The sequence below is a fragment of the Streptomyces sp. 11x1 genome (assembly GCF_032598905.1).
Taxonomy (GTDB): domain Bacteria; phylum Actinomycetota; class Actinomycetes; order Streptomycetales; family Streptomycetaceae; genus Streptomyces.
In genome coordinates this window covers 2,942,058-2,964,119 of the sequence record NZ_CP122458.1, presented here as the reverse complement: position 1 = coordinate 2,964,119, position 22,062 = coordinate 2,942,058, and the positions used below count along the sequence as shown (strand labels likewise).

The following is a 22,062-nucleotide window of genomic DNA, read 5'->3' as shown; positions in this document are numbered from 1 at the left end:
GTCACACCGGGGCCGGATACGATCTGGCCCCGATGGACACCGAAGCACAGCAGCACATGGAACGCGACCGTTCCCCCCGCCCTTCCGGCGCCGAGGTCTCCGAGGAGATCTCCGACACAGGAGGGTCGGAGGAGCGGTCGCGTTTCGCGTGGGTGGACCGGACCACCGCGCGGGTGCCGGGCGGGGGATACACCCTGACCGTGCTGATCTGCCTGCTTTTTCTGGCGCTCTTCAGCAACTTCGTGATGCAGCCGTTCCAGATTCCCAGCAGCTCCATGGCCGACTCATTGAGGATCGGGGACCGCGTTCTCGTAAATAAGTTGGCGTACCGTTTCGGATCTGAGCCGCGGCGCGGTGACGTCGTCGTGTTCGACGGCACCGGCTATTTCGGGAACGCCGACTACGTCAAGCGCGTTGTCGGCGTGGGGGGAGACCGGGTGGTCTGCTGCGACCAGGAGGGGAGGCTTGAGGTGAACGGCCGGTGGGTCGACGAGTCGTCGTTTCTGTACCCGGGCGACAGCCCGTCGAACGTACCCTTCGACGTGGTCGTCCCCGAGGGCGGACTGTTCCTCCTCGGCGACCACCGCAGTGACTCCAGTGACTCCCGTGACCATCTCGGGTCCCCTGGCGGCGGCATGGTCCCCCTGGACTCCGTGATCGGCCGGGCCGAGTGGATCGTCTGGCCCGCCGACCACTGGACGCGTCTGGACCGCGCCGACGCGTACGCACGCGTGCCCGCCGTCGGCGGTGCGCATGGGTAACCGCGGCAAACCCCGCGGTGCCGCTCCCAGCACCCCGGCCGACAATCTGCTGCCCACCGGTACGCGCCGCTCCGGCGGCGCCGCCCGGCCGAGCCGCGTCGAGCGACGCAAGCTCGCGCGCAAGATCAAGCGGCGCAGACGGCGTTCGGCGGTCAAGGAGATCCCGCTCCTCGTCGGTGTCGCCGTCCTGATAGCCCTCGTCCTCAAGACCTTCCTCGTCCAGGCGTTCGTGATCCCGTCGGGCTCCATGGAGCAGACGATCCAGATCGGCGACCGCGTCCTGGTCGACAAGCTCACGCCCTGGTTCGGCTCCAAACCGACCCGTGGGGACGTCGTCGTCTTCAAGGACCCGGGCGGCTGGCTGGAGGACGAGCAGACGACGATCACCACCGAGGACCCGATCGTCATCAAGCAGATAAAGGAAGGCCTGCAGTTCATCGGCCTGCTCCCCTCCGACGACGAGAAGGACCTGATCAAACGCGTCGTCGCGGTCGGCGGAGACACCGTCAAGTGCTGTGACACCCAGGGTCGCGTCACGGTCAACGGCATGCCCCTGGACGAGACGGCGTACATCCACCCCGGCAACCAGCCCTCGACCCAGCGGTTCGAGGTGACCGTGCCGCAGGGCCGCCTGTGGGTGATGGGCGACCATCGGGAGAACTCTGCCGACTCGCGCGCCCACCAGTCCGACGATTCGAAGACGGCTCAGTTCGGCGGTACGGTGCCGGAGGACTCCGTCGTCGGTCGGGCGGTCGTCATCGCCTGGCCGGTCGGTCACTGGGGGCAGTTGGAGGAGCCTGACACGTTCTCCGCCGTGCCGAGCGGGTCGACCACGGCCCTCGGCGCTTCGCATAGGGTGGCCCCCGCGGATCGAAACGGATTGATCCCCCTCCCGACCCCTGCGGAACTCCCGCTCGTTATGGGAGTGGTGGGCCTGCACCGGCTGTGGCGCGGGCGGCGGTACGGAGTGAGGAGTGGATGTGGGGGATTTGGCGGTCGGCGCACGGTCCGGACACGGTGGTTCCGAAGAACGGCCGGAGCGATCCGACGAGGCGGCTTCCCCGGCCGCGGAGAACGTGGAGGACGTGGAGAACGCGGTGAATTCCGAGGGGCCCGCAGGCTCCGGGAGTGACTCCCCGGACGGCGACGCGACGGACGGCGAGGACGGCGCCCGGACCTCGGCCGGCGACGGCGACCAGGACGAGCGGCCCAGGAAGAAGCAGCGCTCCTTCTGGAAGGAACTGCCGATCCTGATCGGCATCGCGCTGGTGCTCGCGTTGCTGATCAAGACGTTCCTGGTGCAGGCGTTCTCCATCCCCTCCGACTCGATGCAGAACACCCTGCAGGAGGGCGACCGGGTCCTGGTCGACAAGCTCACCCCGTGGTTCGGCTCGGAACCCGAGCGCGGCGAGGTCGTCGTCTTCCACGACCCGGACGGCTGGCTGGACGGCGAGCCGACGCTGGAGCCCAACGCCGTGCAGCGGGTCCTCGGCTGGATCGGCCTGATGCCGTCCGCCGAGGAGAAGGACCTCATCAAGCGGGTCGTCGGCGTGGCCGGCGACACCGTGGAGTGCAAGGGCACCGGCCCGCTCAAGGTCAACGGCAAGGCGCTGAACGAGCCGTACGTGTACCCGGGCAACACCCCCTGCACCGTCGACGACACCGGCGGCCAGTTCAAGGTGAAGGTGCCCGAGGGCAAAATCTGGGTCATGGGTGACCACCGGCAGAACTCGCTGGACTCCCGCTACCACCAGAACGACAGCAACAAGGGCATGGTCCCCGTGAGCCAGGCCGTGGGCCGCGCCATCGTGGTCGCCTGGCCTCCCACCCGCTGGTCCACGCTGCCGGTTCCCGACACCTTCGACCAGAACCTGAGCGCCGCCGCCCCCGGCGCGCTCGGCCTCGCGGGCGCGGTGCCGCTGGTGCTGTGGCGCCGACGTCGCCTTCTGGCCACCGAGAGCCCGAGGGTTTCTGGCACGCGTACCGCCGGGTAGGGTGCCGTCCCAGATCGCCGATCTTCCGCGGCCCGCCCGGCGCCCCGGAGGGTCGATTCTCCGACCTGGGGAGCACTGGGATGAGCGGGACGACAAGTCGAACGGACGAGGGCCACGGACGGCTCGGCAGCAAGCTGTCGGGGCTGGCCGTGGCCCTCGGCTGTGTCCTCTTCCTGGGCGGCTTCCTGTGGGGCGCGGTCGCCTACGCGCCCTACACCGTGCCCACCGACTCGATGTCGCCCACCATCACCTCCGGGGACCGCATACTCGCCGAGCGGGTGGACGGGTCCGAGATCAGGCGCGGTGACGTCGTGGTCTTCCGGCAGGAGACCTGGGGCAACGCCCCCATGGTCAAGCGCGTCGTCGCGGTCGGCGGGGACACGGTCGCCTGCTGCACCGACGGCAAGCTGACCGTCAACGGCAAGCAGATCGACGAGGGTTACCTCCCCGAGGGCGAGCAGGCCGAGCTGACCGGGATCCCCGAGATCACCGTCCCCAAGGGCCGGCTGTTCCTCCTCGGCGACGAGCGCAGCGGCTCCCTGGACTCCACCGCCCACCTCACGGAGGCGGGCAACGGCACGGTGCCGCGCAGCCATGTGGACGCGCGCGTGGACGCCGTCGTCTGGCCCATGGACGGCATGCTGGCCCGCCCCACGGGCTTCGAGAAGCTGGGCGCGCTGTCCTCTCCGGGTCCGCTGCGGCTGATCACCACCGCGCTGGTCGTGGGCATGGTGCTCGTGCTGGGCGGCGCGGCCTACGGGCCCGTCGCCAAGCGGTTCGGCGGACGCGGCCGTACGACGCAGCCGGAGCCGGCCGGTGTCGGCTGAGGGCACGGTCGGGGGCGCAGGGGACACGTACGAGGGCGGGCTGCGCAAGGTGGCCCGGGTGATCCTGCTGGATCCCCGGGAGCGCGTCCTGCTGCTGCACGGGCATGAGCCGGACGATCGGGCCGACGACTGGTGGTTCACGCCGGGCGGCGGTGTAGAGGGCACGGAGACCCGGGAGGAGGCCGCTCTGCGGGAGCTCGTGGAGGAGACCGGGATCACTGACGTAGAGCTCGGCCCCGTGCTCTGGCGGCGGATGTGTTCCTTCCCCTTCGCCGGCCGCCGCTGGGACCAGGACGAGTGGTACTACCTCGCCCGGACCCCCGAGGCGCACGAGGAGGTCGTGCCCGTCGCCGCGGGCCTCACCGAGCTGGAACGGCGCAGTGTGGCCGGAGCGCGCTGGTGGACGTGCGGGGAACTGGCCCGGACGCATGAGACGGTGTACCCGACCAGACTCGCCGAACTGCTTCGCACACTGCTCGACGAGGGTCCCCCCGCCAGACCTGTGGTCCTCGACACCGAAATTGTCTAGGGGCTCGCGGGACTGGCGCACAATGGTGGGATCGCACGGCTGAAGGGGAACATGCCATGAGCGCCGAGGACCTCGAGAAGTACGAGACCGAGATGGAGCTGAAGCTCTACCGGGAGTACCGCGATGTCGTCGGTCTGTTCAAATACGTGATCGAGACCGAGCGGCGTTTCTATCTCACCAATGACTACGAGATGCAGGTGCACTCGGTCCAGGGTGAGGTGTTCTTCGAGGTGTCGATGGCGGACGCCTGGGTGTGGGACATGTATCGACCGGCTCGCTTCGTGAAGCAGGTGCGGGTACTCACGTTCAAGGACGTGAACATCGAGGAGCTGAACAAGAGCGATCTGGAGCTGCCGGGCAGCTGAGAGTGGCTCGGGGTGAGGTGCCGTCATGCGTGTGGGTGAGGAAGATATCCACAATCGGCAGTTTGTCCACCAAGATCCACTAGCGGGCTGAGCTGCCCTCAGTGTTGGCGCCGGAGGTGGTGCCGACATGAGCGAGGCACGAGGTGACGGGGCCCGAGGCAACAATGCCCGGGGCGCGCTGGGTAAATACGGCGAGGACCTGGCCGCGCGGCGTCTGGTCGAGGCCGGGATGACGGTCCTGGAGCGCAACTGGCGCGGCGGGCGGTCCGGCGAGGTCGACATCGTGGCGCGTGACGGCGACGCGCTCGTCGTCTGCGAGGTGAAGACCCGTAGGGCCGGCCCCTTCGAACACCCGATGGCCGCGGTCACGCCGACCAAGGCGGAACGACTGCGCCGCCTCGCCGAACGCTGGCTCCAGGAACACGGGGGGAGCCCGCCGGGCGGCGTCCGCATCGACGTCGTCGGCGTCGTCCTCCCCGACCGCGGCGCCCCCGTCGTGGAACACGTGAGGGGAGCGGCCTGATGGGATTCGCCCGCACGTGCTCCGTGGCCCTCGTCGGCGTCGAGGGGGTCGTGGTCGAGGTCCAGGCTGACCTGGAACCTGGCGTGGCGGCCTTCACGCTGGTGGGACTGCCGGACAAGAGCCTGACGGAGAGCAAGGATCGGGTCAGGGCGGCGGTGGTGAATTCGGGTGCCGAATGGCCGCAGAAGAAGTTGACCGTGGGCCTCAGCCCGGCGTCGGTGCCGAAGGCAGGCAGTGGCTTCGACCTGGCGGTGGCCTGCGCGGTGCTGGGGGCCTCCGAGCGGATCGATCCGAGGGTGCTCTCCGACATCGTGATGATCGGAGAACTCGGCCTCGACGGACGGGTCCGGCCGGTCCGGGGCATCCTGCCCGCGGTCCTGGCCGCCGCCGAGGCCGGATACGAGCAGGTGGTGGTGCCGGAATGCGCGGCGGCGGAGGCTTCGCTGGTGCCTGGTGTCTCAGTACTGGGCGTGCGCACCCTGCGGCAACTGATCGCCGTGCTCGCGGACGAACCCGTGCCGGACGAGGAGCCCGACGAGGGACGCCCGGACCCACTCCTGGCAGGGCTCCGCCTGCCGGGCACGGGAGCTGCCACCGGGATGCACACGGCGGGGGCCGCGCAGCGGGACCTGGGCCATGACCTCGCCGATGTCGTCGGTCAGCTCGCGGCCCGGACCGCCGTGGAGGTCGCCGCGGCAGGTGGGCACCACCTCTTCCTCGAAGGCCCGCCGGGCGCGGGCAAGACGATGCTCGCCGAGCGGCTGCCGACCATCCTGCCGAAGCTGGCCAGGGAGGAGTCGCTGGAGGTCACGGCGGTCCACTCGATCGCCGGCCTGCTCCCTGCGGGGAAGCCGCTGGTCGACGACGCGCCCTACTGCGCACCTCACCACTCGGCCACGATGCAGTCCCTGGTCGGCGGCGGTCAGGGGGTCGCCCGCCCGGGAGCGGTCTCTCTCGCCCACCGCGGGGTGCTCTTCCTCGATGAGACCCCCGAGTTCGGCAGCCAGGCGCTCGATGCCCTGCGGCAGCCGCTGGAGTCGGGGCATGTGGTCATCGCGCGCAGTGCGGGCGTGGTCCGGTTCCCGGCGAAGTTCTTGATGGTCCTTGCCGCGAATCCCTGCCCCTGTGGCAGGTTCTCGCGGACGGACGATCTCTGCGAGTGCCCGCCCGCGTCGATCCGCCGATACCAGGCCCGGCTCTCCGGGCCGCTGCTGGACAGGGTCGACCTGCGGGTCGAGGTCGACCGGGTCACCCGGACCGAGCTCACAAGGCGTGGGGCTCGGGGCGAATCCACGGCGACGGTGGCCGACCGCGTGCGCTCGGCCAGGGAGCGTGCGGCCGAACGTCTGCGGGGCACACCCTGGCGGACCAACAGCGAAGTACCGGGGCGCGAACTCCGCAACCGGTGGCACGCGGCCCCGGGTGCGATGGACGAGGCAGAGCGCTGCCTGGAGCGGGGTGTGCTGTCCGCGCGCGGACTGGACCGGGTGCTCCGGGTCGCCTGGACCATCGCCGACCTCGTCGGCCATGACCGCCCTGACGCGGCGGACGTCAACCTGGGTCTGCAACTGCGCACCGGGGTCCCGCGTGGGGTGCCGATGGCGATCGGCGCGCTGACGTGAGGCCCGAAGCGTGTGGTGGATCGGTGGGCGTGCCATGACGGGCGGCGTAGAGGTGCCCGAGGGCGAGCGGCTCGACCGGGCCTTTCTGGCCCGAGTCCTCGAACCCGGTGACGAAGTCGGCGGGCGATGGCTGCGGGAGTTCGGGGCCCGGGAGGTGGTGCGGAGAGTCTCCCGGGGTGGGCCACCGCTGCCCGAGGCTTCCGAGAAGCGGTGGGCGGGCCTGTGTGCCCGGGCCGCACGTGCGGATCCGACGGGCGACCTCGCCCGGGCGCAGGACGCCGGAGTCCGTTTCCTCATCCCCGGGGACGGGGAGTGGCCCGGGCAGCTTGATGATCTCGGGGACGGGCGGCCCTTGGGGTTGTGGGTGCGGGGGAAGGCCAACGTGCGGATGTGGGCATTGCGGTCGGTCGCGGTCGTGGGGGCGCGGGCCTGTACGGAGTACGGCGCACACATGGCGGCGTCCCTGGCCGCGGATCTCGCCGAGCGGGGGTGGGTGGTGGTGTCCGGGGGCGCGTACGGCGTGGACGGCGCCGCGCACCGGGGCGTGCTCGGGGTCGGCGGCGCGACCGTCGCGGTGCTGGCCTGCGGGGTGGACCGGCCGTATCCCCGGGGACACGTCCAGCTGATCGGCAGGATCGCGGAACAGGGGCTCGTGGTCGGGGAGTTGCCGCCCGGGGAGCACCCGACGCCGAGCCGCTTCATCCAGCGGAACCGGGTCATCGCCGCGCTCACCAGGGGCACTGTGGTCGTGGAGGCGGCCTACCGCAGTGGCGCGCTGGTCACGGCGCGGGCGGCACAGCGGCTGGGCCGGTTCGCCATGGGGGTGCCGGGCCCCGCCACCTCGGCGCTCTCGGCCGGCGTGCACGACCTGCTGCGGGGTGACGCCGTCCTCGTCTCCGACGCCGCCGAAGTCGTCGAGCTGGTGGGTGACATGGGAGAGCTGGCGCCTGACCGCAGAGGTCCCGTCCTCCCCCGTGACCTGCTGGAACCCGGCGCGCGCCAGGTGCTGTCAGCGTTGCCGGGGCGGGGGAGCGCGGCCCCCGAGGAGATCGCGCGCGGCGCGGGCACGACCGTGGACGACGCGGTCGGGAGACTGTACGAACTGCGCGCACTCGGTTACGTCGAACGACACGGCGACGGCTGGAAGTTGACACGCCAGGCGATGATCTCCGTCTCGCCCGATCGGAGGTCGGGTTGACGGAGCGTGTTCGGCCGTCCGGGGGAATGCCGACGGCCTTGCCGTTTCCGGCAGTTGACGCGCCGAAGCGGTCGCACCCCGCGATCGTCGAGCCCTGGTGGGGGGCCAGCGGAACGTATCTGCGCATCGGCGATCCCTCGGCCTTCGCGCACTGCGACTCCCCAGTCACGCTACGCTCACGAGGATTCCGACTCAGGACAGGCAACTCGACATCAGACCGACAGCTCACCCAGGCACCCCCAGTTCACGGCAGAACGGCACAAGGCGACGAATGCCCCAGCACACCTCCGGGTCTGACCGGGCGGCGGCACCCTCCACCGCTCGCGGCACCGTGCGCCCGCCCGCCCCCTCGACACTCGACGAGCTGTGGCGGACATACAAGACGACGGGCGACGACCGGCTGCGCGAGCAGCTGATCCTGCACTACTCACCGCTGGTGAAGTACGTGGCGGGCCGGGTGAGCGTCGGCCTGCCGACCAACGTCGAGCAGGCGGACTTCGTCTCCTCCGGGGTCTTCGGGCTCATCGATGCGATCGAGAAGTTCGACATCGACCGGGAGATCAAGTTCGAGACCTACGCGATCACCCGGATCCGGGGCGCCATGATCGACGAACTGCGCGCGCTGGACTGGATCCCCCGGTCGGTGCGGCAGAAGGCCCGCAACGTCGAGCGGGCCTACGCCACGCTGGAGTCGCGGCTCAGACGCACGCCGAGCGAGGGCGAGGTCGCCGCCGAGATGGGAATCGCGGTCGACGAACTGCACTCGGTCTTCAGCCAGTTGTCGCTGGCCAACGTGGTGGCTCTGGAGGAGCTGCTGCACGTCGGGGGCGAGGGCGGCGACCGGCTGAGTCTGATGGACACGCTGGAGGACACCGCCGCGGACAACCCCGTCGAGGTCGCGGAGGACCGGGAGCTGCGCCGTTTCCTGGCACGTGCCATCAACACGCTGCCCGAGCGCGAGAAGACCGTCGTCACGCTCTACTACTACGAGGGGCTCACTCTCGCTGAGATCGGGAACGTGCTGGGGGTCACCGAGAGCCGGGTGAGCCAGATCCACACGAAGTCCGTGCTGCAGCTGCGGGCGAAGCTGGCGAGTTTCGGCCGTTGACCCTCTCGATCCGGCCGAATGTCGGGTGCGGTCCGGGGCAGAGGGGTGGGTTTGTGGCGCGGGTGTGGGGCGGTGGCTGCGGGCCCCGTGGGTGGCGTAGGGCCGTCCATGGTCGTCGGAAGGGCGTCGGACGTCCGTCCGGCGGCCGTCGGAAGGACGTCGGCCAGGGCGCTTCGGGAGAGGCACTCCCGTGGGTGGCGGTCCGTCCGTAAAGTGGATGTCGTGCCAAGGATTCGAGCGGCCTCCGTGGCCGAGCACCGGTCGATGCAGCGAGCCGCCCTGCTGGACGCGGCTCGATCGCTGTTGTCCGAGGGTGGGACGGAGGCGTTGACGTTCCCCGCGCTCGCCGAACGTACGGGGCTGGCGCGGTCGTCCGTGTACGAGTACTTCCGCTCGCGGGCGGCCGTCGTCGAGGAGCTGTGCCAGGTCGACTTTCCCGTCTGGGCGGCGGAGGTCGAGGCCGCGATGGCAGCGGTCGAGCGGCCCGAGGGCAAGGTCGAGGCGTACGTCCGCAAGCAGCTGGAACTGGTCGGGGACCGGCGGCACCGGGCCGTGGTGGCGATCTCGGCGAGTGAGCTGGACGCCGGCGCGCGGGAGAAGATCCGGGCCGCGCACGGAGGGCTCGTCGCGATGATTGTGGAGGCGCTGGCGGAGCTCGGGCAGGCTGAGCCCCGGTTGGGTGCGATGTTGCTCCAGGGCGTCGTGGACGCGGCCGTGCGGCGGATCGAGCTGGGGGCCGCGGAGGATCCGGCGACGATCACCGAGGCTGCCGTGGGGATGGCTCTGCGGGGTGTGCGGGGCTGAGCCCTCTCGGCCGGACCGTTCGGGCCGTCGGGCCTTCGGGCGCCTGCGGCTACGCCAGGGGTAGCAGGCGTGAAGGGCCCCGACGGAGCAGCCACGGCGGGAGCAGTGAGAGCGGGTCCAGGTAGCTGTCGCCTCTGCGCAGGCCCCAGTGGAGGCATGCGGTCGGGCAGTGGGACGGGGTGGCCTCCAGGGTGCCCAAGGGGGTGCCCGCCGTCACCGCGTCGCCCTTCTTCACCGAGGTCCGCACCGGTTCGTAGGTCGTGCGCAGGGGTGGGTCGCCGGTGCCGGTCAGTTCGATCGAGACGACTCCCCGGCCCGCCACCCGGCCGGCGAACGCGACGCGTCCCGGGGCCACCGCGCGAACCGGGGAACCGGCCGGTGCGGAGAGGTCGACGCCCCGGTGGCCTCGTGCGTAGGGGGTGGGCGGAGGCTCCCAGGCCCGGGCCACCAGGGGGCGCAGGCCGACGGGCCAGGCGCGCGCCACGGCGGGGACGGGCTCCACGGCGGGGACGGGCTCCACGGCCCCCGGTGCCGCCGGGGTGGCGTCCTGTCGCGGGGCCGCGCGGGGCGCGGTCGTCCAGGCCGTGAGCAGGAGCGCCGGCAACAGGCACAGCAGCAGGGCCCGCCACGGGCGGACACGTCGCGGGGAGGTGCCCCCGTGAGGCATCTGGTGAGGCATCTTGCGACTCATCTCGTCAGGCATCTCGTCGGACATGGGGGAAGCGTCCCGCGAGTGGCGCGATCATGGCCGGGAGCTGTGGACTACTCGTCGGTTGTGGATAACGGCGTCACCCGGGGCCTCGCGGGTCCCGTACACTTCTGGTGGCGATCCGGGTCACCGGGTCGACTTCGCACGCCCCGGTACGAGGTCCGTCAGATTCGTCGGACGGTCCGTATCAGCGCCCCTCGGTCCTCAGTGGCAACGGCGCATCGCGGGCGTCAGGCGCGGGAGCCGTCCGGTTCTCGCGGCACAACCGAGAAATTCAAGGAGAACGGCCATGGCCGTCGTCACGATGCGGGAGCTGCTGGAGAGCGGCGTCCACTTCGGTCACCAGACCCGTCGCTGGAACCCGAAGATGAAGCGCTTCATCTTCACCGAGCGCAACGGCATCTACATCATCGACCTGCTCCAGTCGCTGTCGTACATCGACCGCGCCTACGAGTTCGTCAAGGAGACCGTCGCCCACGGCGGCACGGTCATGTTCGTCGGCACGAAGAAGCAGGCGCAGGAGGCCATCGCCGAGCAGGCCACCCGCGTCGGCATGCCCTACGTCAACCAGCGCTGGCTGGGCGGCATGCTCACCAACTTCTCGACCGTCTACAAGCGTCTGCAGCGCCTCAAGGAGCTCGAGCAGATCGACTTCGAGGACGTCGCGTCGTCGGGTCTGACCAAGAAGGAGCTCCTGGTCCTCTCGCGTGAGAAGGCCAAGCTGGAGAAGACCCTCGGTGGTATCCGCGAGATGCAGAAGGTGCCCAGCGCCGTCTGGATCGTGGACACCAAGAAGGAGCACATCGCGGTCGGCGAGGCCCGGAAGCTCAACATCCCGGTCGTCGCCATCCTTGACACCAACTGCGACCCCGACGAGGTCGACTACAAGATCCCCGGCAACGACGACGCGATCCGCTCCGTCACGCTGCTCACCCGTGTGATCGCCGACGCGGTCGCCGAGGGTCTCATCTCCCGCTCCCGCGTCGCCACCGAGGGCAAGGGCGACAAGGCCGCGGGCGAGCCGCTGGCCGCCTGGGAGCGCGACCTGCTCGAGGGCGAGAAGAAGGCCGACGAGGCTCCGGCCGCCGCTGAGGCCCCGGCTGCCGCTGAGGCTCCGGCCGAGGCCGCTGCCGAGGCCCCCGTCGCCGAGGCCCCCGTCGCCGAGGCTCCGTCCGCCGAGGCTCCGGCCGCGGACGCCGAGCAGGCCTGACCTTCACGGTCGTAGGGCTGTCGACATGACGGCGGGTGGCGCCGAGCGCGCCACCCGCCGTTCACCTGCAGCCCGTAGATCTTCGGCGGGCGCCCGCCCTACGAGCGGCGGCGGACGCCGACTTCGAGACTTCGAACTCCGAGAAGAGATTCACAGATCATGGCGAACTACACCGCCGCCGACGTCAAGAAGCTCCGCGAGCTCACCGGCGCCGGCATGATGGACTGCAAGAAGGCGCTGGACGAGGCCGAGGGCAACGTCGACAAGGCCGTCGAGGCCCTGCGCATCAAGGGCCAGAAGGGCGTCGCCAAGCGCGAGGGCCGCTCCGCCGAGAACGGCGCCGTGGTCTCCCTCATCGCCGACGACAACACCTCCGGTGTCCTCGTCGAGCTGAAGTGCGAGACGGACTTCGTCGCCAAGGGCGAGAAGTTCCAGGCCGCCGCGAACGCCATCGCCGCGCACGTCGCCGCGACCTCCCCGGCGGACCTCGACGCCCTGCTCGCCTCCGAGATCGAGGCCGGCAAGACCGTCCAGGCGTACGTCGACGAGGCCAACGCCAACCTCGGCGAGAAGATCGTCCTCGACCGCTTCGCGCAGTTCGCCGACGGCTTCGTCTTCGCCTACATGCACCGCACCATGCCCGACCTGCCTCCGCAGATCGGTGTCCTGGTCGAGCTGGACAAGGCCGACGCCGACCTCGCCAAGGGTGTCGCCCAGCACATCGCCGCCTTCGCGCCGAAGTACCTCTCCAAGGAGGACGTGCCGGCCGAGGTCGTCGAGTCCGAGCGCCGCGTCGCCGAGGAGACCACCCGCGCCGAGGGCAAGCCCGAGGCCGCCCTGCCGAAGATCGTCGAGGGTCGCCTCAACGGCTTCTTCAAGGACGCCACGCTGCTCGGCCAGCCCTACGCGCTGGACAACAAGAAGTCCGTCCAGAAGGTTCTGGACGAGGCCGGTGTCACCCTGAAGCGCTTCACGCGCATCAAGGTCGGCATCTGAGTCCGTTACGCGACCAGCGCCCGGCCCCGATAGGGTCGAGTGCAGTCGTTCGTGTACGCCGCCCCGTGCGCGCGTGACGCGATGCGGACGACAGCAGATCTGACGAGGAGGCCATTGCCGCGCATGGGATGCGAACACCACCCCACCGGCAATGGCCTTCTTCGTATGTGCGACACGTAAAGAGGCGAGATCTCCATGACCACCAAGCCCCAGAAGAGCGACGACGGCAAATTGAGCGGCCGGTTTCTGCTGAAGCTGTCCGGAGAGGCGTTCTCCGGGGGCGGTGGCCTCGGCGTCGACCCCGACGTGGTGCACGCGATCGCCCGGGAGATCGCGGCCGTCGTACGCGACGGCGCGGAGATCGCCGTCGTCATCGGCGGCGGCAACTTCTTCCGCGGCGCCGAACTCCAGCAGCGCGGCATGGACCGGGCCCGCTCCGACTACATGGGCATGCTCGGCACGGTCATGAACTGCCTCGCCCTCCAGGACTTCCTGGAGAAGGAGGGCATCGACAGCCGCGTCCAGACCGCCATCACCATGGGCCAGGTCGCCGAGCCGTACATCCCGCTGCGCGCCGTGCGCCACCTGGAGAAGGGCCGTGTGGTCATCTTCGGCGCCGGTATGGGTATGCCCTACTTCTCCACCGACACCACCGCCGCGCAGCGCGCCCTGGAGATCGACGCCGAGGCGCTGCTGATGGGCAAGAACGGCGTGGACGGGGTCTACGACTCCGACCCCAAGACCAACCCGGACGCGGTCAAGTTCGACTCCCTCGGCTATGGCGAGGTGATCACCCGCGAGCTGAAGGTCGCCGATGCCACCGCGATCACGCTCTGCCGTGACAACAAGCTCCCGATCCTCGTGTTCGAGCTTCTCAAGGAGGGCAATATCGCGCGGGCCGTCAAGGGTGAGAAGATCGGCACTCTCGTGGGTGATCAGGGAAGCCGGGCCTGACCGGGTCCTTCCCCTGCCCGGGGGACGGAGCCTGACCGGGGGATGGACAATGTCCTGCCGGTCGGGAACCGTGCAGGAACAAGACGCGACGCAGCCGGCCGCCGACCAGACCAAGTACAGCTGCCGGGCCTACTCAAGACACGCAGGAGCAAGTGGTGATCGAAGAGACCCTCCTCGAGGCCGAGGAGAAGATGGAGAAGGCCGTCGTGGTCGCCAAGGACGACTTCGCCGCGATCCGCACCGGTCGTGCGCACCCGGCGATGTTCAACAAGATCGTGGCTGACTACTACGGTGCGCTGACGCCGATCAACCAGCTCGCCTCGTTCTCGGTGCCGGAACCGCGCATGGCCGTGGTGACCCCGTTCGACAAGACGGCCCTGCGCAACATCGAGCAGGCGATCCGCGACTCCGATCTCGGCGTCAACCCGAGCAACGACGGCAACATCATCCGGGTGGTGTTCCCCGAGCTGACGGAGGAGCGCCGCCGCGACTACATCAAGGTCGCCAAGAGCAAGGCGGAGGACTCCAAGGTGTCCATCCGCTCCGTCCGCCGCAAGGCCAAGGACGCGATCGACAAGCTCGTCAAGGACGGCGAGGTCGGCGAGGACGAGGGCCGTCGTGCGGAGAAGGAGCTCGACGACACCACCGCGAAGTACGTCGCTCAGGTGGACGAGCTGCTCAAGCACAAGGAAGCGGAGCTCCTCGAGGTCTGATGAACGACTCTTCCTGGGGGGCGCCGCCACAAGCCGGGTACTGGGCGCCGACCGACCGGGGACCTGTCCAGGGGCATGCCCCGGCGGGTCCCACGTACGATGCGCCTGAGGCCCAGCAGACTCGCCCCATGCCCATCGTGCCCGATGTACCCGCGCATGGCGGGAACCAGGACGACGACCGGGGGGCCGCTCGGCAGGCCGGTCCCCCGTTCCGCGACGAGACGCCGTCGGCGCAGCCCCACGGGGCGGCGTCGCAGAAGCCGGAGCCCATGCCCGACGCCCCGCAGCCCGCCCCGCAGAAGAAGAGCGCGGGCCGTGACCTGGGCGCCGCCATAGGGGTCGGCGTCGGACTCGGTGTGGTCATCGTCGCCTCGCTGTTCATCGTCAAGGCGGCCTTCGTCGGGGTGATAGCGGTCGCCGTGGTGGTGGGGCTGTGGGAGCTCACCTCGCGCCTGGCGGAACGCAAGGGCATCAGGGCGCCCCTCGTGCCGCTCGCGGTCGGCGGGGCGGCCATGGTCGTCGCCGGCTATGTCCGCGGGCCCGAGGGGGCCTGGGTGGCCATGGCGCTCACCGCGCTGGCCGTCCTCGTCTGGCGGATGACGGAACCGCCGGAGAACTATCTGAAGGATGTCACGGCAGGGGTCTTCGCCGCCTTCTACGTGCCGTTCCTGGCCACGTTCGTCGCGCTCATGCTCACCGCCGACGACGGGCCGCAGCGGGTCCTGGTGTTCCTGCTGCTCACCGTCGTCAGCGACACGGGCGCGTACGCCGTCGGCTGGCGCTTCGGCACGCACAAGCTGGCGCCGCGCATCAGTCCCGGCAAGACCCGCGAGGGGCTGCTCGGCGCGATCGCCTTCGCCATGGTCGCGGGCGCGCTGCTCATGGAGTTCGTCATCGACGGCGGTGCCTGGTGGCAGGGACTGCTCCTCGGTCTCGCCGTCGCGGCCAGCGCCACGCTGGGCGACCTCGGCGAGTCCATGATCAAGCGGGACCTCGGCATCAAGGACATGGGCACGCTCCTGCCGGGCCACGGCGGCATCATGGACCGCCTGGACTCGTTGCTCCCGACGGCCCCGGTGGTCTGGCTGCTGCTGGTGCTGTTCGTGGGCTCGGGCTGACCGTCGATCGAGCACGCTGAGGTGAGTGGGCCCCGTCCTGGTTCCAGGGCGGGGCCCATTCTCCGTAGCCCCCTCGCGAGATCGGCAGACGTCGATAGAGTCCGTGTCCATGGGGAGAGCGCGGGTGGGGGACGACGGCAGGTATCACGGCGATCTGCCGTGCCGATGGTGCGAGACACTCATCGACCAGGCGGGCCGGCGCAAGCCGCGGTTGTACTGCCGTATGTCCCATCGCTGGAAGAACTACGGTGCGTGGGTCGTGGGCGTGGTGGGCGGAGTCTTCTGAACCGACGACTGGCCGGGGCCATACAAATTGATCTGCGACACTGGGTGGGTTATGCCGAAGCCCGGAGAACTCACATTCGTCGCCCCCCGCGGAGCCAAGAAGCCGCCGCGGCATCTTGCTGATCTTTCGCCTGTGGAGCGGAAGGAGGCTGTTGCCGCGATCGGGGAGAAGCCGTTTCGCGCCAAGCAGCTGTCGCAGCACTACTTCGCGCGGTACGCGCACGACCCGGAGCAGTGGACCGACATCCCCGCGGGTGCGCGGACGAAGCTCCAGGAGGCGCTGCTTCCGGAGCTGATGACGGTCGTGCGGCATCTGTCGACGGACCAGGAGACCACGCGCAAGACGCTGTGGCGGCTGTTCGACGGGACGCTCGTGGAGTCGGTGCTCATGCGGTACCCGGACCGGGTCACCATGTGCATCAGCTCGCAGGCCGGATGCGGGATGAACTGTCCGTTCTGCGCGACCGGTCAGGCCGGGCTGGACCGAAATCTGTCCACCGCCGAGATCGTCCATCAGATCGTGGACGGGATGAGGGCGCTCAGGGACGGTGAGATTCCCGGCGGGCCCGCGCGGCTGTCCAACATCGTCTTCATGGGGATGGGCGAGCCGCTCGCCAACTACAACCGGGTCGTCGGGGCCATTCGCCGGCTCACCGATCCGGAGCCGGACGGGCTGGGGCTGTCGCAGCGCGGGATCACCGTGTCCACGGTCGGACTGGTGCCCGCCATCCACCGGTTCTCCGACGAGGGCTTCAAGTGCCGGCTCGCCATCTCCCTGCACGCGCCGGACGACGAACTGCGCGACACCCTCGTCCCCGTGAACACCCGGTGGAAGGTGCGCGAGGTCCTGGACGCCGGATGGGAGTACGCGGCCAAGTCCGGGCGTCGGCTGTCCATCGAGTACGCGCTGATCCGGGACATCAACGACCAGGCATGGCGCGGTGACCGGCTGGGCCGGCTGCTCAGGGGCAAGCCGGTGCATGTGAACCTGATTCCGTTGAACCCGACTCCGGGCTCCAAGTGGACCGCCTCCCGGCCCGAGGACGAGAAGGCCTTCGTCGAGGCCATCGCCGCCCACGGCGTGCCGGTGACCATCCGGGACACCCGGGGCCAGGAGATCGACGGGGCGTGCGGTCAGCTCGCGGCGACCGAGAGGTAGTCTGAGACCCGTACGTACATATTCATATTCCGACAGGGGAGCGCCACAGCGCTGAGAGTGCGGCATTCGGGCCGCAGACCCTCTGAACCTCGCCCAGGTCATTCTGGGTAGGAAGTTCGGTCATCACTCAAGCTGTTGCGCCCTGCCCGGGACCCTCGAAGCGACGAGGGGCCCGGGCAGGGCCGCGTCTCTTCCTGGTCACCTCCAGGAGGATTGAATTCAGTGGGCATCACCAGGAGAGCAACGGTTCTCGTCGTCGGCCTCGGGCTCGCCGCGCTGTCCGCGTGCGGCTCGTCCTCGGACGACACCGGCGCCGGCGGCACCAAGACCGTCACCGTCGTCAGCCACGGCTCCTTCGCCTACTCCAAGGACGTGCTGAAGGCGTTCGAGAAGGAGTCCGGGTACAAGGTCAAGGTACTGAAGAGCGGCGACGCAGGGCAGGCCGTCAACCAGGCCATCCTGACCAAGGACAACCCGCAGGGCGACGTCTTCTTCGGCGTCGACAACACGCTGCTCTCGCGAGCGCTCGACAACGGCCTCTTCCAGTCGTACGAGGCGAAGGGGCTCGACAAGGTCGGGGCCGAGTACCAGCTGGACAAGGACGAGCACCGGGTCACGCCCATCGATTCGGGTGACATCTGCGTCAACTACGACAAGGCGTACTTCGAGAAGAACAAGATCGAGCCGCCGAAGACCTTCGACGATCTGATCAAGCCCGAGTACAAGGACCTTCTCGTCACCGAGAACGCCTCCACCTCCTCGCCGGGACTCGGCTTCGTCCTCGGTACGGCCGCGAAGTACGGCGACGGAGGCTGGGAGGGTTACTGGGAGAAGCTCAAGGCCAACGGTGTGAAGGTCGTCGACGGCTGGGAGCAGGCGTACTACCAGGAGTTCTCCGGATCGACGGACGGCAGGAAGGCCGGGGGTGACCGGCCGCTCGTCGTCTCGTACGCCTCCTCGCCGCCCGCCGAGGTCGTCTACGCGGACCCGCGCCCGAAGACCGCGCCGACCGGGGTCGCCGAGGGCACCTGCTTCCGGCAGATCGAGTTCGCGGGGCTGCTGAGCAACGCGAAGAACGCCGAGGGCGGCAAGGCGCTGATCGACTTCCTGATCTCGAAGCGCTTCCAGGAGGACATGCCGCTCAACATGTTCGTGTACCCGGTGGTCGAGGGAGCGTCCGTGCCGGCCGAGTTCACCGAGTACGGGCCCGCGGCGAAGGACCCCGAGACCATGGCGCCGGAGAAGATCGCCGAGAACCGTGACCAGTGGGTCAAGTCGTGGACCTCCCTCGTACTGAAGTAGTCAAGGCGGCCGAGGCAGCCGAGGCAGCCGAGGCGGCCGAGGGCGTCGGGGCGGCCGAGGGCGTCGGGGCGGCCGAGGGCGTCGGGGCGGCCGAGGGCGTCGGGGCGGCCGAGGGCGTCGGGGCGGCCGAGGGCGTCGGGGCGGCCGAGGGCGTCGGGGCGGCCGAGGGCGTCGGGGCGGCCGGGGACGTCGGGGCGGCACAAGCCGTAGCGCGTCGATCTCGTCCGTCCCGTCGACCCCGTCGACCCCGTCGACCCCGTTCACCCCATCCTCCCCGTCCTGGTCGGTCGGGCGGGGCGGCTCGGGTCGGTCTCATGGCGGTGCCCGTCTTCTTCTTCGGGGTCTTCTTCGCCTACCCCGTCGCCGCGATCGTCGTCCGGGGGCTCAAGGCGGAAGGCACCTGGCACCTCGGGCGGATCGGGGAGGTGCTGGGGGATGCCGGCATCCGGCACGTGCTCTGGTTCACCACCTGGCAGGCGCTCGTGTCGACCGCTCTCACGCTGGCGATCGCGCTCCCCGGCGCGTATGTGTTCGCGCGCTTCGATTTCAGGGGCAAGGACCTTCTGCGGGCGGTCGTGACCGTGCCGTTCGTCCTGCCGACCGTGGTCGTCGGGACCGCGTTCCTCGCACTGGTCGGGCGCGGCGGGCTCTTCGACGAGCTGTGGGGCGTACGGCTGGACACGACGGTCTGGGCGATCCTCCTCGCGCATGTGTTCTTCAACTACGCGGTCGTCGTACGGACCGTCGGCGGGCTCTGGTCGCAGCTCGACCTGCGGCAGGAGGAGGCCGCGCGGATGCTCGGCGCGTCCCCGTTCGCGGCCTGGCGCAAGGTGACCCTCCCGGCGCTCGCGCCCGCTGTGGCCGCCGCCGCGCTGATGGTCTTCCTGTTCACCTTCACCTCGTTCGGGGTGGTGCAGATCCTCGGCGGGCCGACGTTCTCCACCCTCGAAGTGGAGATCTACCGGCAGACCTCGGAGATCTTCGACCTGTCCACCGCCGCCGTGCTGACGCTGGTGCAGTTCGCCGCGGTCGGGCTGATCCTCGCCGTGCACGCCTGGACCGTACGGCGGCGGGAGACCGCCCTGCGCCTGGTGGACGCCTCGCTCACCGCCCGGCGACCGCGCGGGGCCGGGCAGTGGGCACTACTGGGCGTGGTCCTCATGACGGTCGTCGTGCTGATCCTGCTGCCGTTGGGCGTGCTGGTGGAGCGGTCGCTCGACGCACCCGGCTTCGGTTACTACAAGGCGCTGACCAGTGACGAGAGCGGAATCTTCCTGGTCCCGCCGATCGAGGCGGTCGGGAACTCGCTGCGCTACGCGGCCGCCGCGACCGCCATCGCCCTGCTCGTCGGCGGACTCGCCGCCGCCGCGCTCACCCGGCGGGCGGGCCGGCTCGTGAGGGGCTTCGACGCGCTGCTGATGCTGCCGCTCGGGGTGTCCGCGGTGACCGTCGGCTTCGGGTTCCTGATCGCGCTGGACGAGCCGCCGCTGGACCTGCGGTCGTCCTGGATCCTGGTACCGCTCGCCCAGGCCCTGGTCGGCGTCCCCTTCGTGGTGCGCACCATGCTGCCCGTCCTCCGCGCGGTGGACGAACGGCTGCGGGAGGCGGCGGCCGTGCTCGGGGCGTCGCCGTGGCGGGTGTGGCGCGAGGTCGATCTGCCCCTGGTGCGGCGGGCCTTGCTGGTCGCGGCCGGGTTCGCCTTCGCCGTGTCGCTCGGGGAGTTCGGGGCGACCGTCTTCATCGCGCGCGCCGACAATCCGACGCTGCCGGTCGCCGTGGCACGGCTGCTCGGACGGCCCGGCGAGCTCAACTACGGCCAGGCGATGGCCCTTTCGACGATTCTGATGGTGGTGTGCGCGGTGGCCCTGCTGGTGCTGGAACGCCTCCGTACCGATCGGACGGGGGAGTTCTGATGGTGCTGCTCAGGCTTGAGGACGCGACCGTACGGTTCGACGGGCGGTCCGTGCTCGACGCGGTCGACCTGGAGGTCGCCGAGCACGAGATCGTGTGCGTGCTGGGGCCCAGCGGCAGCGGCAAGTCGACGCTGCTGCGGGTGGTCGCCGGGCTCCAACTCCTCGACGGCGGACGGGTCTCGCTCGACGGGCAGGACCAGCGCGGCGTGCCTGCCCACAAGCGCGGTGTCGGCCTGATGTTCCAGGACCACCAGCTCTTCCCGCAGCGGGACGTGGCGGGCAACGTCGCCTTCGGGCCCCGAATGCACGGCGCGGCGAAGGACGAACGCGCCGTACGAGTACGGGAGTTGCTGGAGCTGGTCGGGCTGCCCGGGGCCGCGCGTCGGCGCGTCGGGGAGCTGTCCGGGGGCGAGCAGCAGCGGGTGGCGTTGGCCCGGGCCCTCGCGCCGCGCCCCCGGCTGCTGATGCTCGACGAGCCCCTCGGCCAGCTGGACCGATCGTTGCGGGAGCGTCTGGTCGTCGAACTCCGGGCGCTTTTCGGTGAGTTGGGGACCACCGTGCTGGCGGTCACGCACGACCAGGGCGAGGCGTTCGCGCTGGCCGATCGGGTCGTGGTGATGCGGGACGGGCGGATCGCCCAGTCCGGTACGCCCCTTGAGGTGTGGCGGCGGCCGGCCGACGAGTTCGTGGCCCGTTTCCTCGGCTTCGACAACGTGGTCGACGCGACGGTGACCGGGCAGGCGGCGGACACGGCGTGGGGCAAGGTGCCGGTGCCCGAGGGCTCACCGCAGGGGGCGTGTGGGCTGCTCGTGCGGCCCGCCGGCGTACGACTGGTGGACGTGGCGGACGGGCTGCGCTGCACGGTGGCCGCGCGCACGTTCCGGGGCACGCATGTCGCCCTGCACCTCCAGCCGGAGGGCGCACCACGGCTGGAGGCGGCGTGCGCCCTGCGGGACGCGCCGGAGCCCGGGGACGAGGTCGGCGTGCGCTTCGACGCGGCCGAAATCGTCGTGCTGGGGGCCGTTCCCGCCGCATAAGGTGCGGCACCATGGCGATGCGTACGCAAGAACCCCGGGCGCGGCATGAGCGCTACTGTGCCGAGATCGAGCTGCAGGTAAGGAAGTTGCGGGACCTGGTGACCTCCGGCGCGGATCTGTCGGCGACCGTGCCGACCTGCCCCGACTGGTCGCTGGAGCAGTTGCTGCGGCACACCGGCGGCGCCCTGCGCTGGGTCGAGCTGAACGTACGGACCCGGGCGAAGGAGGAGGTCCCCGAGGCGGACGTCCCGCTGTACGACGGACCGGAGCGGCAGGGGGACCCGGCCGCGCTGGACGCCTGGCTGGCCGAGACCGGCGAGATGACCGTGGCCACGTTGCGCGAGGCGGGCCCCGAGGCGCCCGTGTGGTCGTGGGGGTGGGAGCACAGTGCGGGGTTCTGGGCCCGCAGGATGGCCCACGAGCAGGTCGTCCATGGAGCCGATGCCGCGCTCACCGTCGGACGGGCGGTCGAGGTGGCACCGGAGATCGCCGCCGACGCGATCGACGAGTGGCTGGAGATAGTGGAGTTCGCGCAGCGGACCATGCCGCACGACGAGGCGGCCGAACTGCGCGGTCCGGGGCGCAGCATCCACCTTCACGCCACCGACACCTCCGCCGAGGTCGACGCCGAGCGGAGCGAGATGGGGGTCCCCTCGCCCGAAGGGTGGGGGAGGGTGGTCGAGCTGACCGAGGACGTGGTGCGCTGGCGGCGCGGCCATGAGAAGGCGACGGTCGCGCTGCGCGGCCCGCTGACCGAGGTGCTGCTCGCCTTCTACCGCCGACTGCCGCCGGACGGTGGTGAGTTGCAGGTGCTGGGGGACCGGGAGCTGCTGGACTTCTGGCTGGAGCGGGCCACGTTCGGGTGAGCGCGCCCCGGAACGGCCGGTGGCCCGTAGCCCGCGGTGAAGAGGCACGGGCCACTGCCCTGGGGAACA

At 70.3% G+C, this 22,062-nt stretch carries 23 protein-coding genes and 1 riboswitch; of the genes, 22 read left to right on the top strand and 1 reads right to left on the bottom strand.

The annotated features are described in order from the left end of the window. The first annotated feature begins 32 nt into the window (after nucleotides 1–32). From lepB (P8T65_RS12835) to P8T65_RS12785, 11 genes are all read left to right on the top strand, one after another. Nucleotides 33–761, top strand: coding sequence for a signal peptidase I (gene lepB, locus P8T65_RS12835; protein WP_316725541.1), 729 nt, complete (start codon nucleotides 33–35; stop codon nucleotides 759–761). Then, on the top strand, nucleotides 754–1,893 hold the full coding sequence (gene lepB, locus P8T65_RS12830; protein WP_316725539.1) for a signal peptidase I: 1,140 nt from the start codon (nucleotides 754–756) through the stop codon (nucleotides 1,891–1,893). The genes lepB (P8T65_RS12835) and lepB (P8T65_RS12830) overlap by 8 nt, the downstream gene beginning before the upstream one ends. Then, nucleotides 1,847–2,755: a signal peptidase I gene (gene lepB / locus P8T65_RS12825; protein WP_399098824.1), complete on the top strand. Its 909-nt coding sequence runs from the start codon at nucleotides 1,847–1,849 to the stop codon at nucleotides 2,753–2,755. The genes lepB (P8T65_RS12830) and lepB (P8T65_RS12825) overlap by 47 nt, the downstream gene beginning before the upstream one ends. A gap of 80 nt (nucleotides 2,756–2,835) precedes the next feature. After that, nucleotides 2,836–3,582 (top strand): signal peptidase I, encoded by a 747-nt coding sequence (gene lepB / locus P8T65_RS12820; protein WP_316725537.1) that lies wholly within the window; start codon nucleotides 2,836–2,838, stop codon nucleotides 3,580–3,582. After that, nucleotides 3,572–4,111, top strand: coding sequence for an NUDIX hydrolase (locus P8T65_RS12815; protein WP_316725535.1), 540 nt, complete (start codon nucleotides 3,572–3,574; stop codon nucleotides 4,109–4,111). The genes lepB (P8T65_RS12820) and P8T65_RS12815 overlap by 11 nt, the downstream gene beginning before the upstream one ends. 56 nt (nucleotides 4,112–4,167) lie before the next feature. After that, nucleotides 4,168–4,476, top strand: coding sequence for a DUF2469 domain-containing protein (locus P8T65_RS12810; RefSeq protein WP_005311352.1), 309 nt, complete (start codon nucleotides 4,168–4,170; stop codon nucleotides 4,474–4,476). Between the two features lie 127 nt (nucleotides 4,477–4,603). Further along, a complete protein-coding gene (locus tag P8T65_RS12805; RefSeq protein ID WP_316725524.1) occupies nucleotides 4,604–4,999 on the top strand; it encodes a YraN family protein in 396 nt (131 codons plus the stop codon). Further along, on the top strand, nucleotides 4,999–6,621 hold the full coding sequence (locus P8T65_RS12800; RefSeq protein ID WP_316725523.1) for a YifB family Mg chelatase-like AAA ATPase: 1,623 nt from the start codon (nucleotides 4,999–5,001) through the stop codon (nucleotides 6,619–6,621). Before P8T65_RS12805 ends, P8T65_RS12800 begins: the two co-directional genes overlap by 1 nt. A 34-nt stretch (nucleotides 6,622–6,655) precedes the next feature. Beyond that, nucleotides 6,656–7,819 carry a DNA-processing protein DprA gene (gene dprA / locus P8T65_RS12795; protein WP_316725522.1) on the top strand — a complete coding sequence of 388 codons (1,164 nt, stop codon included), beginning with the start codon at nucleotides 6,656–6,658 and terminating at the stop codon, nucleotides 7,817–7,819. A 271-nt stretch (nucleotides 7,820–8,090) separates the two neighbouring features. After that, complete coding sequence (gene whiG, locus P8T65_RS12790) at nucleotides 8,091–8,927, top strand: RNA polymerase sigma factor WhiG (RefSeq protein ID WP_316725521.1); 837 nt, start codon at nucleotides 8,091–8,093, stop codon at nucleotides 8,925–8,927. Nucleotides 8,928–9,173: 246 nt separating this feature from the next. Beyond that, on the top strand, nucleotides 9,174–9,731 hold the full coding sequence (locus P8T65_RS12785) for a helix-turn-helix domain-containing protein (protein WP_316731566.1): 558 nt from the start codon (nucleotides 9,174–9,176) through the stop codon (nucleotides 9,729–9,731). A gap of 49 nt (nucleotides 9,732–9,780) precedes the next feature. Here the strand turns inward: P8T65_RS12785 and P8T65_RS12780 are convergent, their stop codons facing one another. Beyond that, nucleotides 9,781–10,398, bottom strand: coding sequence for a M23 family metallopeptidase (locus tag P8T65_RS12780; protein WP_316731565.1), 618 nt, complete (start codon nucleotides 10,396–10,398; stop codon nucleotides 9,781–9,783). Between the two features lie 331 nt (nucleotides 10,399–10,729). Between P8T65_RS12780 and rpsB the strand changes: the two genes are divergently transcribed. From rpsB to P8T65_RS12725, 11 genes are all read left to right on the top strand, one after another. Beyond that, a complete protein-coding gene (gene rpsB, locus P8T65_RS12775; RefSeq protein WP_316725520.1) occupies nucleotides 10,730–11,650 on the top strand; it encodes a 30S ribosomal protein S2 in 921 nt (306 codons plus the stop codon). A gap of 159 nt (nucleotides 11,651–11,809) precedes the next feature. Further along, nucleotides 11,810–12,646: a translation elongation factor Ts gene (tsf, locus tag P8T65_RS12770; protein WP_184899862.1), complete on the top strand. Its 837-nt coding sequence runs from the start codon at nucleotides 11,810–11,812 to the stop codon at nucleotides 12,644–12,646. A 195-nt stretch (nucleotides 12,647–12,841) separates the two neighbouring features. Continuing rightward, nucleotides 12,842–13,600, top strand: a complete 759-nt coding sequence (pyrH, locus tag P8T65_RS12765; RefSeq protein ID WP_045561445.1) for a UMP kinase — start codon at nucleotides 12,842–12,844, stop codon at nucleotides 13,598–13,600. 155 nt (nucleotides 13,601–13,755) lie between these two features. Further along, entirely contained in the window at nucleotides 13,756–14,313 is a 558-nt protein-coding gene (gene frr / locus P8T65_RS12760; protein ID WP_045561444.1) for a ribosome recycling factor, read from the top strand. Next, a complete protein-coding gene (locus tag P8T65_RS12755) occupies nucleotides 14,313–15,431 on the top strand; it encodes a phosphatidate cytidylyltransferase (protein WP_316725516.1) in 1,119 nt (372 codons plus the stop codon). The genes frr and P8T65_RS12755 overlap by 1 nt, the downstream gene beginning before the upstream one ends. A 109-nt stretch (nucleotides 15,432–15,540) precedes the next feature. Then, nucleotides 15,541–15,717: a hypothetical protein gene (locus P8T65_RS12750; RefSeq protein ID WP_316725515.1), complete on the top strand. Its 177-nt coding sequence runs from the start codon at nucleotides 15,541–15,543 to the stop codon at nucleotides 15,715–15,717. Nucleotides 15,718–15,768: 51 nt separating this feature from the next. Next, nucleotides 15,769–16,875 carry a 23S rRNA (adenine(2503)-C(2))-methyltransferase RlmN gene (rlmN, locus tag P8T65_RS12745; RefSeq protein WP_184899894.1) on the top strand — a complete coding sequence of 369 codons (1,107 nt, stop codon included), beginning with the start codon at nucleotides 15,769–15,771 and terminating at the stop codon, nucleotides 16,873–16,875. Nucleotides 16,876–16,899: 24 nt separating this feature from the next. Further along, nucleotides 16,900–17,007: riboswitch (TPP riboswitch) on the top strand. Between the two features lie 90 nt (nucleotides 17,008–17,097). Next, nucleotides 17,098–18,177 (top strand): thiamine ABC transporter substrate-binding protein, encoded by a 1,080-nt coding sequence (locus tag P8T65_RS12740; protein ID WP_316725513.1) that lies wholly within the window; start codon nucleotides 17,098–17,100, stop codon nucleotides 18,175–18,177. A 314-nt stretch (nucleotides 18,178–18,491) separates the two neighbouring features. Beyond that, complete coding sequence (locus P8T65_RS12735) at nucleotides 18,492–20,090, top strand: iron ABC transporter permease (protein WP_316725512.1); 1,599 nt, start codon at nucleotides 18,492–18,494, stop codon at nucleotides 20,088–20,090. Further along, on the top strand, nucleotides 20,090–21,127 hold the full coding sequence (locus P8T65_RS12730; RefSeq protein ID WP_316725510.1) for an ABC transporter ATP-binding protein: 1,038 nt from the start codon (nucleotides 20,090–20,092) through the stop codon (nucleotides 21,125–21,127). Before P8T65_RS12735 ends, P8T65_RS12730 begins: the two co-directional genes overlap by 1 nt. 11 nt (nucleotides 21,128–21,138) lie before the next feature. After that, nucleotides 21,139–21,993, top strand: coding sequence for a maleylpyruvate isomerase family mycothiol-dependent enzyme (locus tag P8T65_RS12725; RefSeq protein WP_316725509.1), 855 nt, complete (start codon nucleotides 21,139–21,141; stop codon nucleotides 21,991–21,993). Nucleotides 21,994–22,062 lie beyond the last annotated feature (69 nt).

Bases quoted from the DNA above. Each gene is read 5' to 3' on its own strand.
- lepB (WP_316725541.1), top strand. From the start codon at position 33: ATGGACACCGAAGCACAGCAGCACATGGAACGCGACCGTTCCCCCCGC.
- lepB (WP_316725539.1), top strand. From the start codon at position 754: ATGGGTAACCGCGGCAAACCCCGCGGTGCCGCTCCCAGCACCCCGGCC.
- lepB (WP_316725537.1), top strand. From the start codon at position 2,836: ATGAGCGGGACGACAAGTCGAACGGACGAGGGCCACGGACGGCTCGGC.
- P8T65_RS12810 (WP_005311352.1), top strand. From the start codon at position 4,168: ATGAGCGCCGAGGACCTCGAGAAGTACGAGACCGAGATGGAGCTGAAG.
- P8T65_RS12805 (WP_316725524.1), top strand. From the start codon at position 4,604: ATGAGCGAGGCACGAGGTGACGGGGCCCGAGGCAACAATGCCCGGGGC.
- P8T65_RS12800 (WP_316725523.1), top strand. From the start codon at position 4,999: ATGGGATTCGCCCGCACGTGCTCCGTGGCCCTCGTCGGCGTCGAGGGG.
- dprA (WP_316725522.1), top strand. From the start codon at position 6,656: ATGACGGGCGGCGTAGAGGTGCCCGAGGGCGAGCGGCTCGACCGGGCC.
- whiG (WP_316725521.1), top strand. From the start codon at position 8,091: ATGCCCCAGCACACCTCCGGGTCTGACCGGGCGGCGGCACCCTCCACC.
- P8T65_RS12780 (WP_316731565.1), bottom strand. From the start codon at position 10,398: ATGCCTCACGGGGGCACCTCCCCGCGACGTGTCCGCCCGTGGCGGGCC.
- rpsB (WP_316725520.1), top strand. From the start codon at position 10,730: ATGGCCGTCGTCACGATGCGGGAGCTGCTGGAGAGCGGCGTCCACTTC.
- tsf (WP_184899862.1), top strand. From the start codon at position 11,810: ATGGCGAACTACACCGCCGCCGACGTCAAGAAGCTCCGCGAGCTCACC.
- pyrH (WP_045561445.1), top strand. From the start codon at position 12,842: ATGACCACCAAGCCCCAGAAGAGCGACGACGGCAAATTGAGCGGCCGG.
- P8T65_RS12755 (WP_316725516.1), top strand. From the start codon at position 14,313: ATGAACGACTCTTCCTGGGGGGCGCCGCCACAAGCCGGGTACTGGGCG.
- P8T65_RS12750 (WP_316725515.1), top strand. From the start codon at position 15,541: ATGGGGAGAGCGCGGGTGGGGGACGACGGCAGGTATCACGGCGATCTG.
- rlmN (WP_184899894.1), top strand. From the start codon at position 15,769: ATGCCGAAGCCCGGAGAACTCACATTCGTCGCCCCCCGCGGAGCCAAG.
- P8T65_RS12735 (WP_316725512.1), top strand. From the start codon at position 18,492: ATGGCGGTGCCCGTCTTCTTCTTCGGGGTCTTCTTCGCCTACCCCGTC.
- P8T65_RS12730 (WP_316725510.1), top strand. From the start codon at position 20,090: ATGGTGCTGCTCAGGCTTGAGGACGCGACCGTACGGTTCGACGGGCGG.
- P8T65_RS12725 (WP_316725509.1), top strand. From the start codon at position 21,139: ATGGCGATGCGTACGCAAGAACCCCGGGCGCGGCATGAGCGCTACTGT.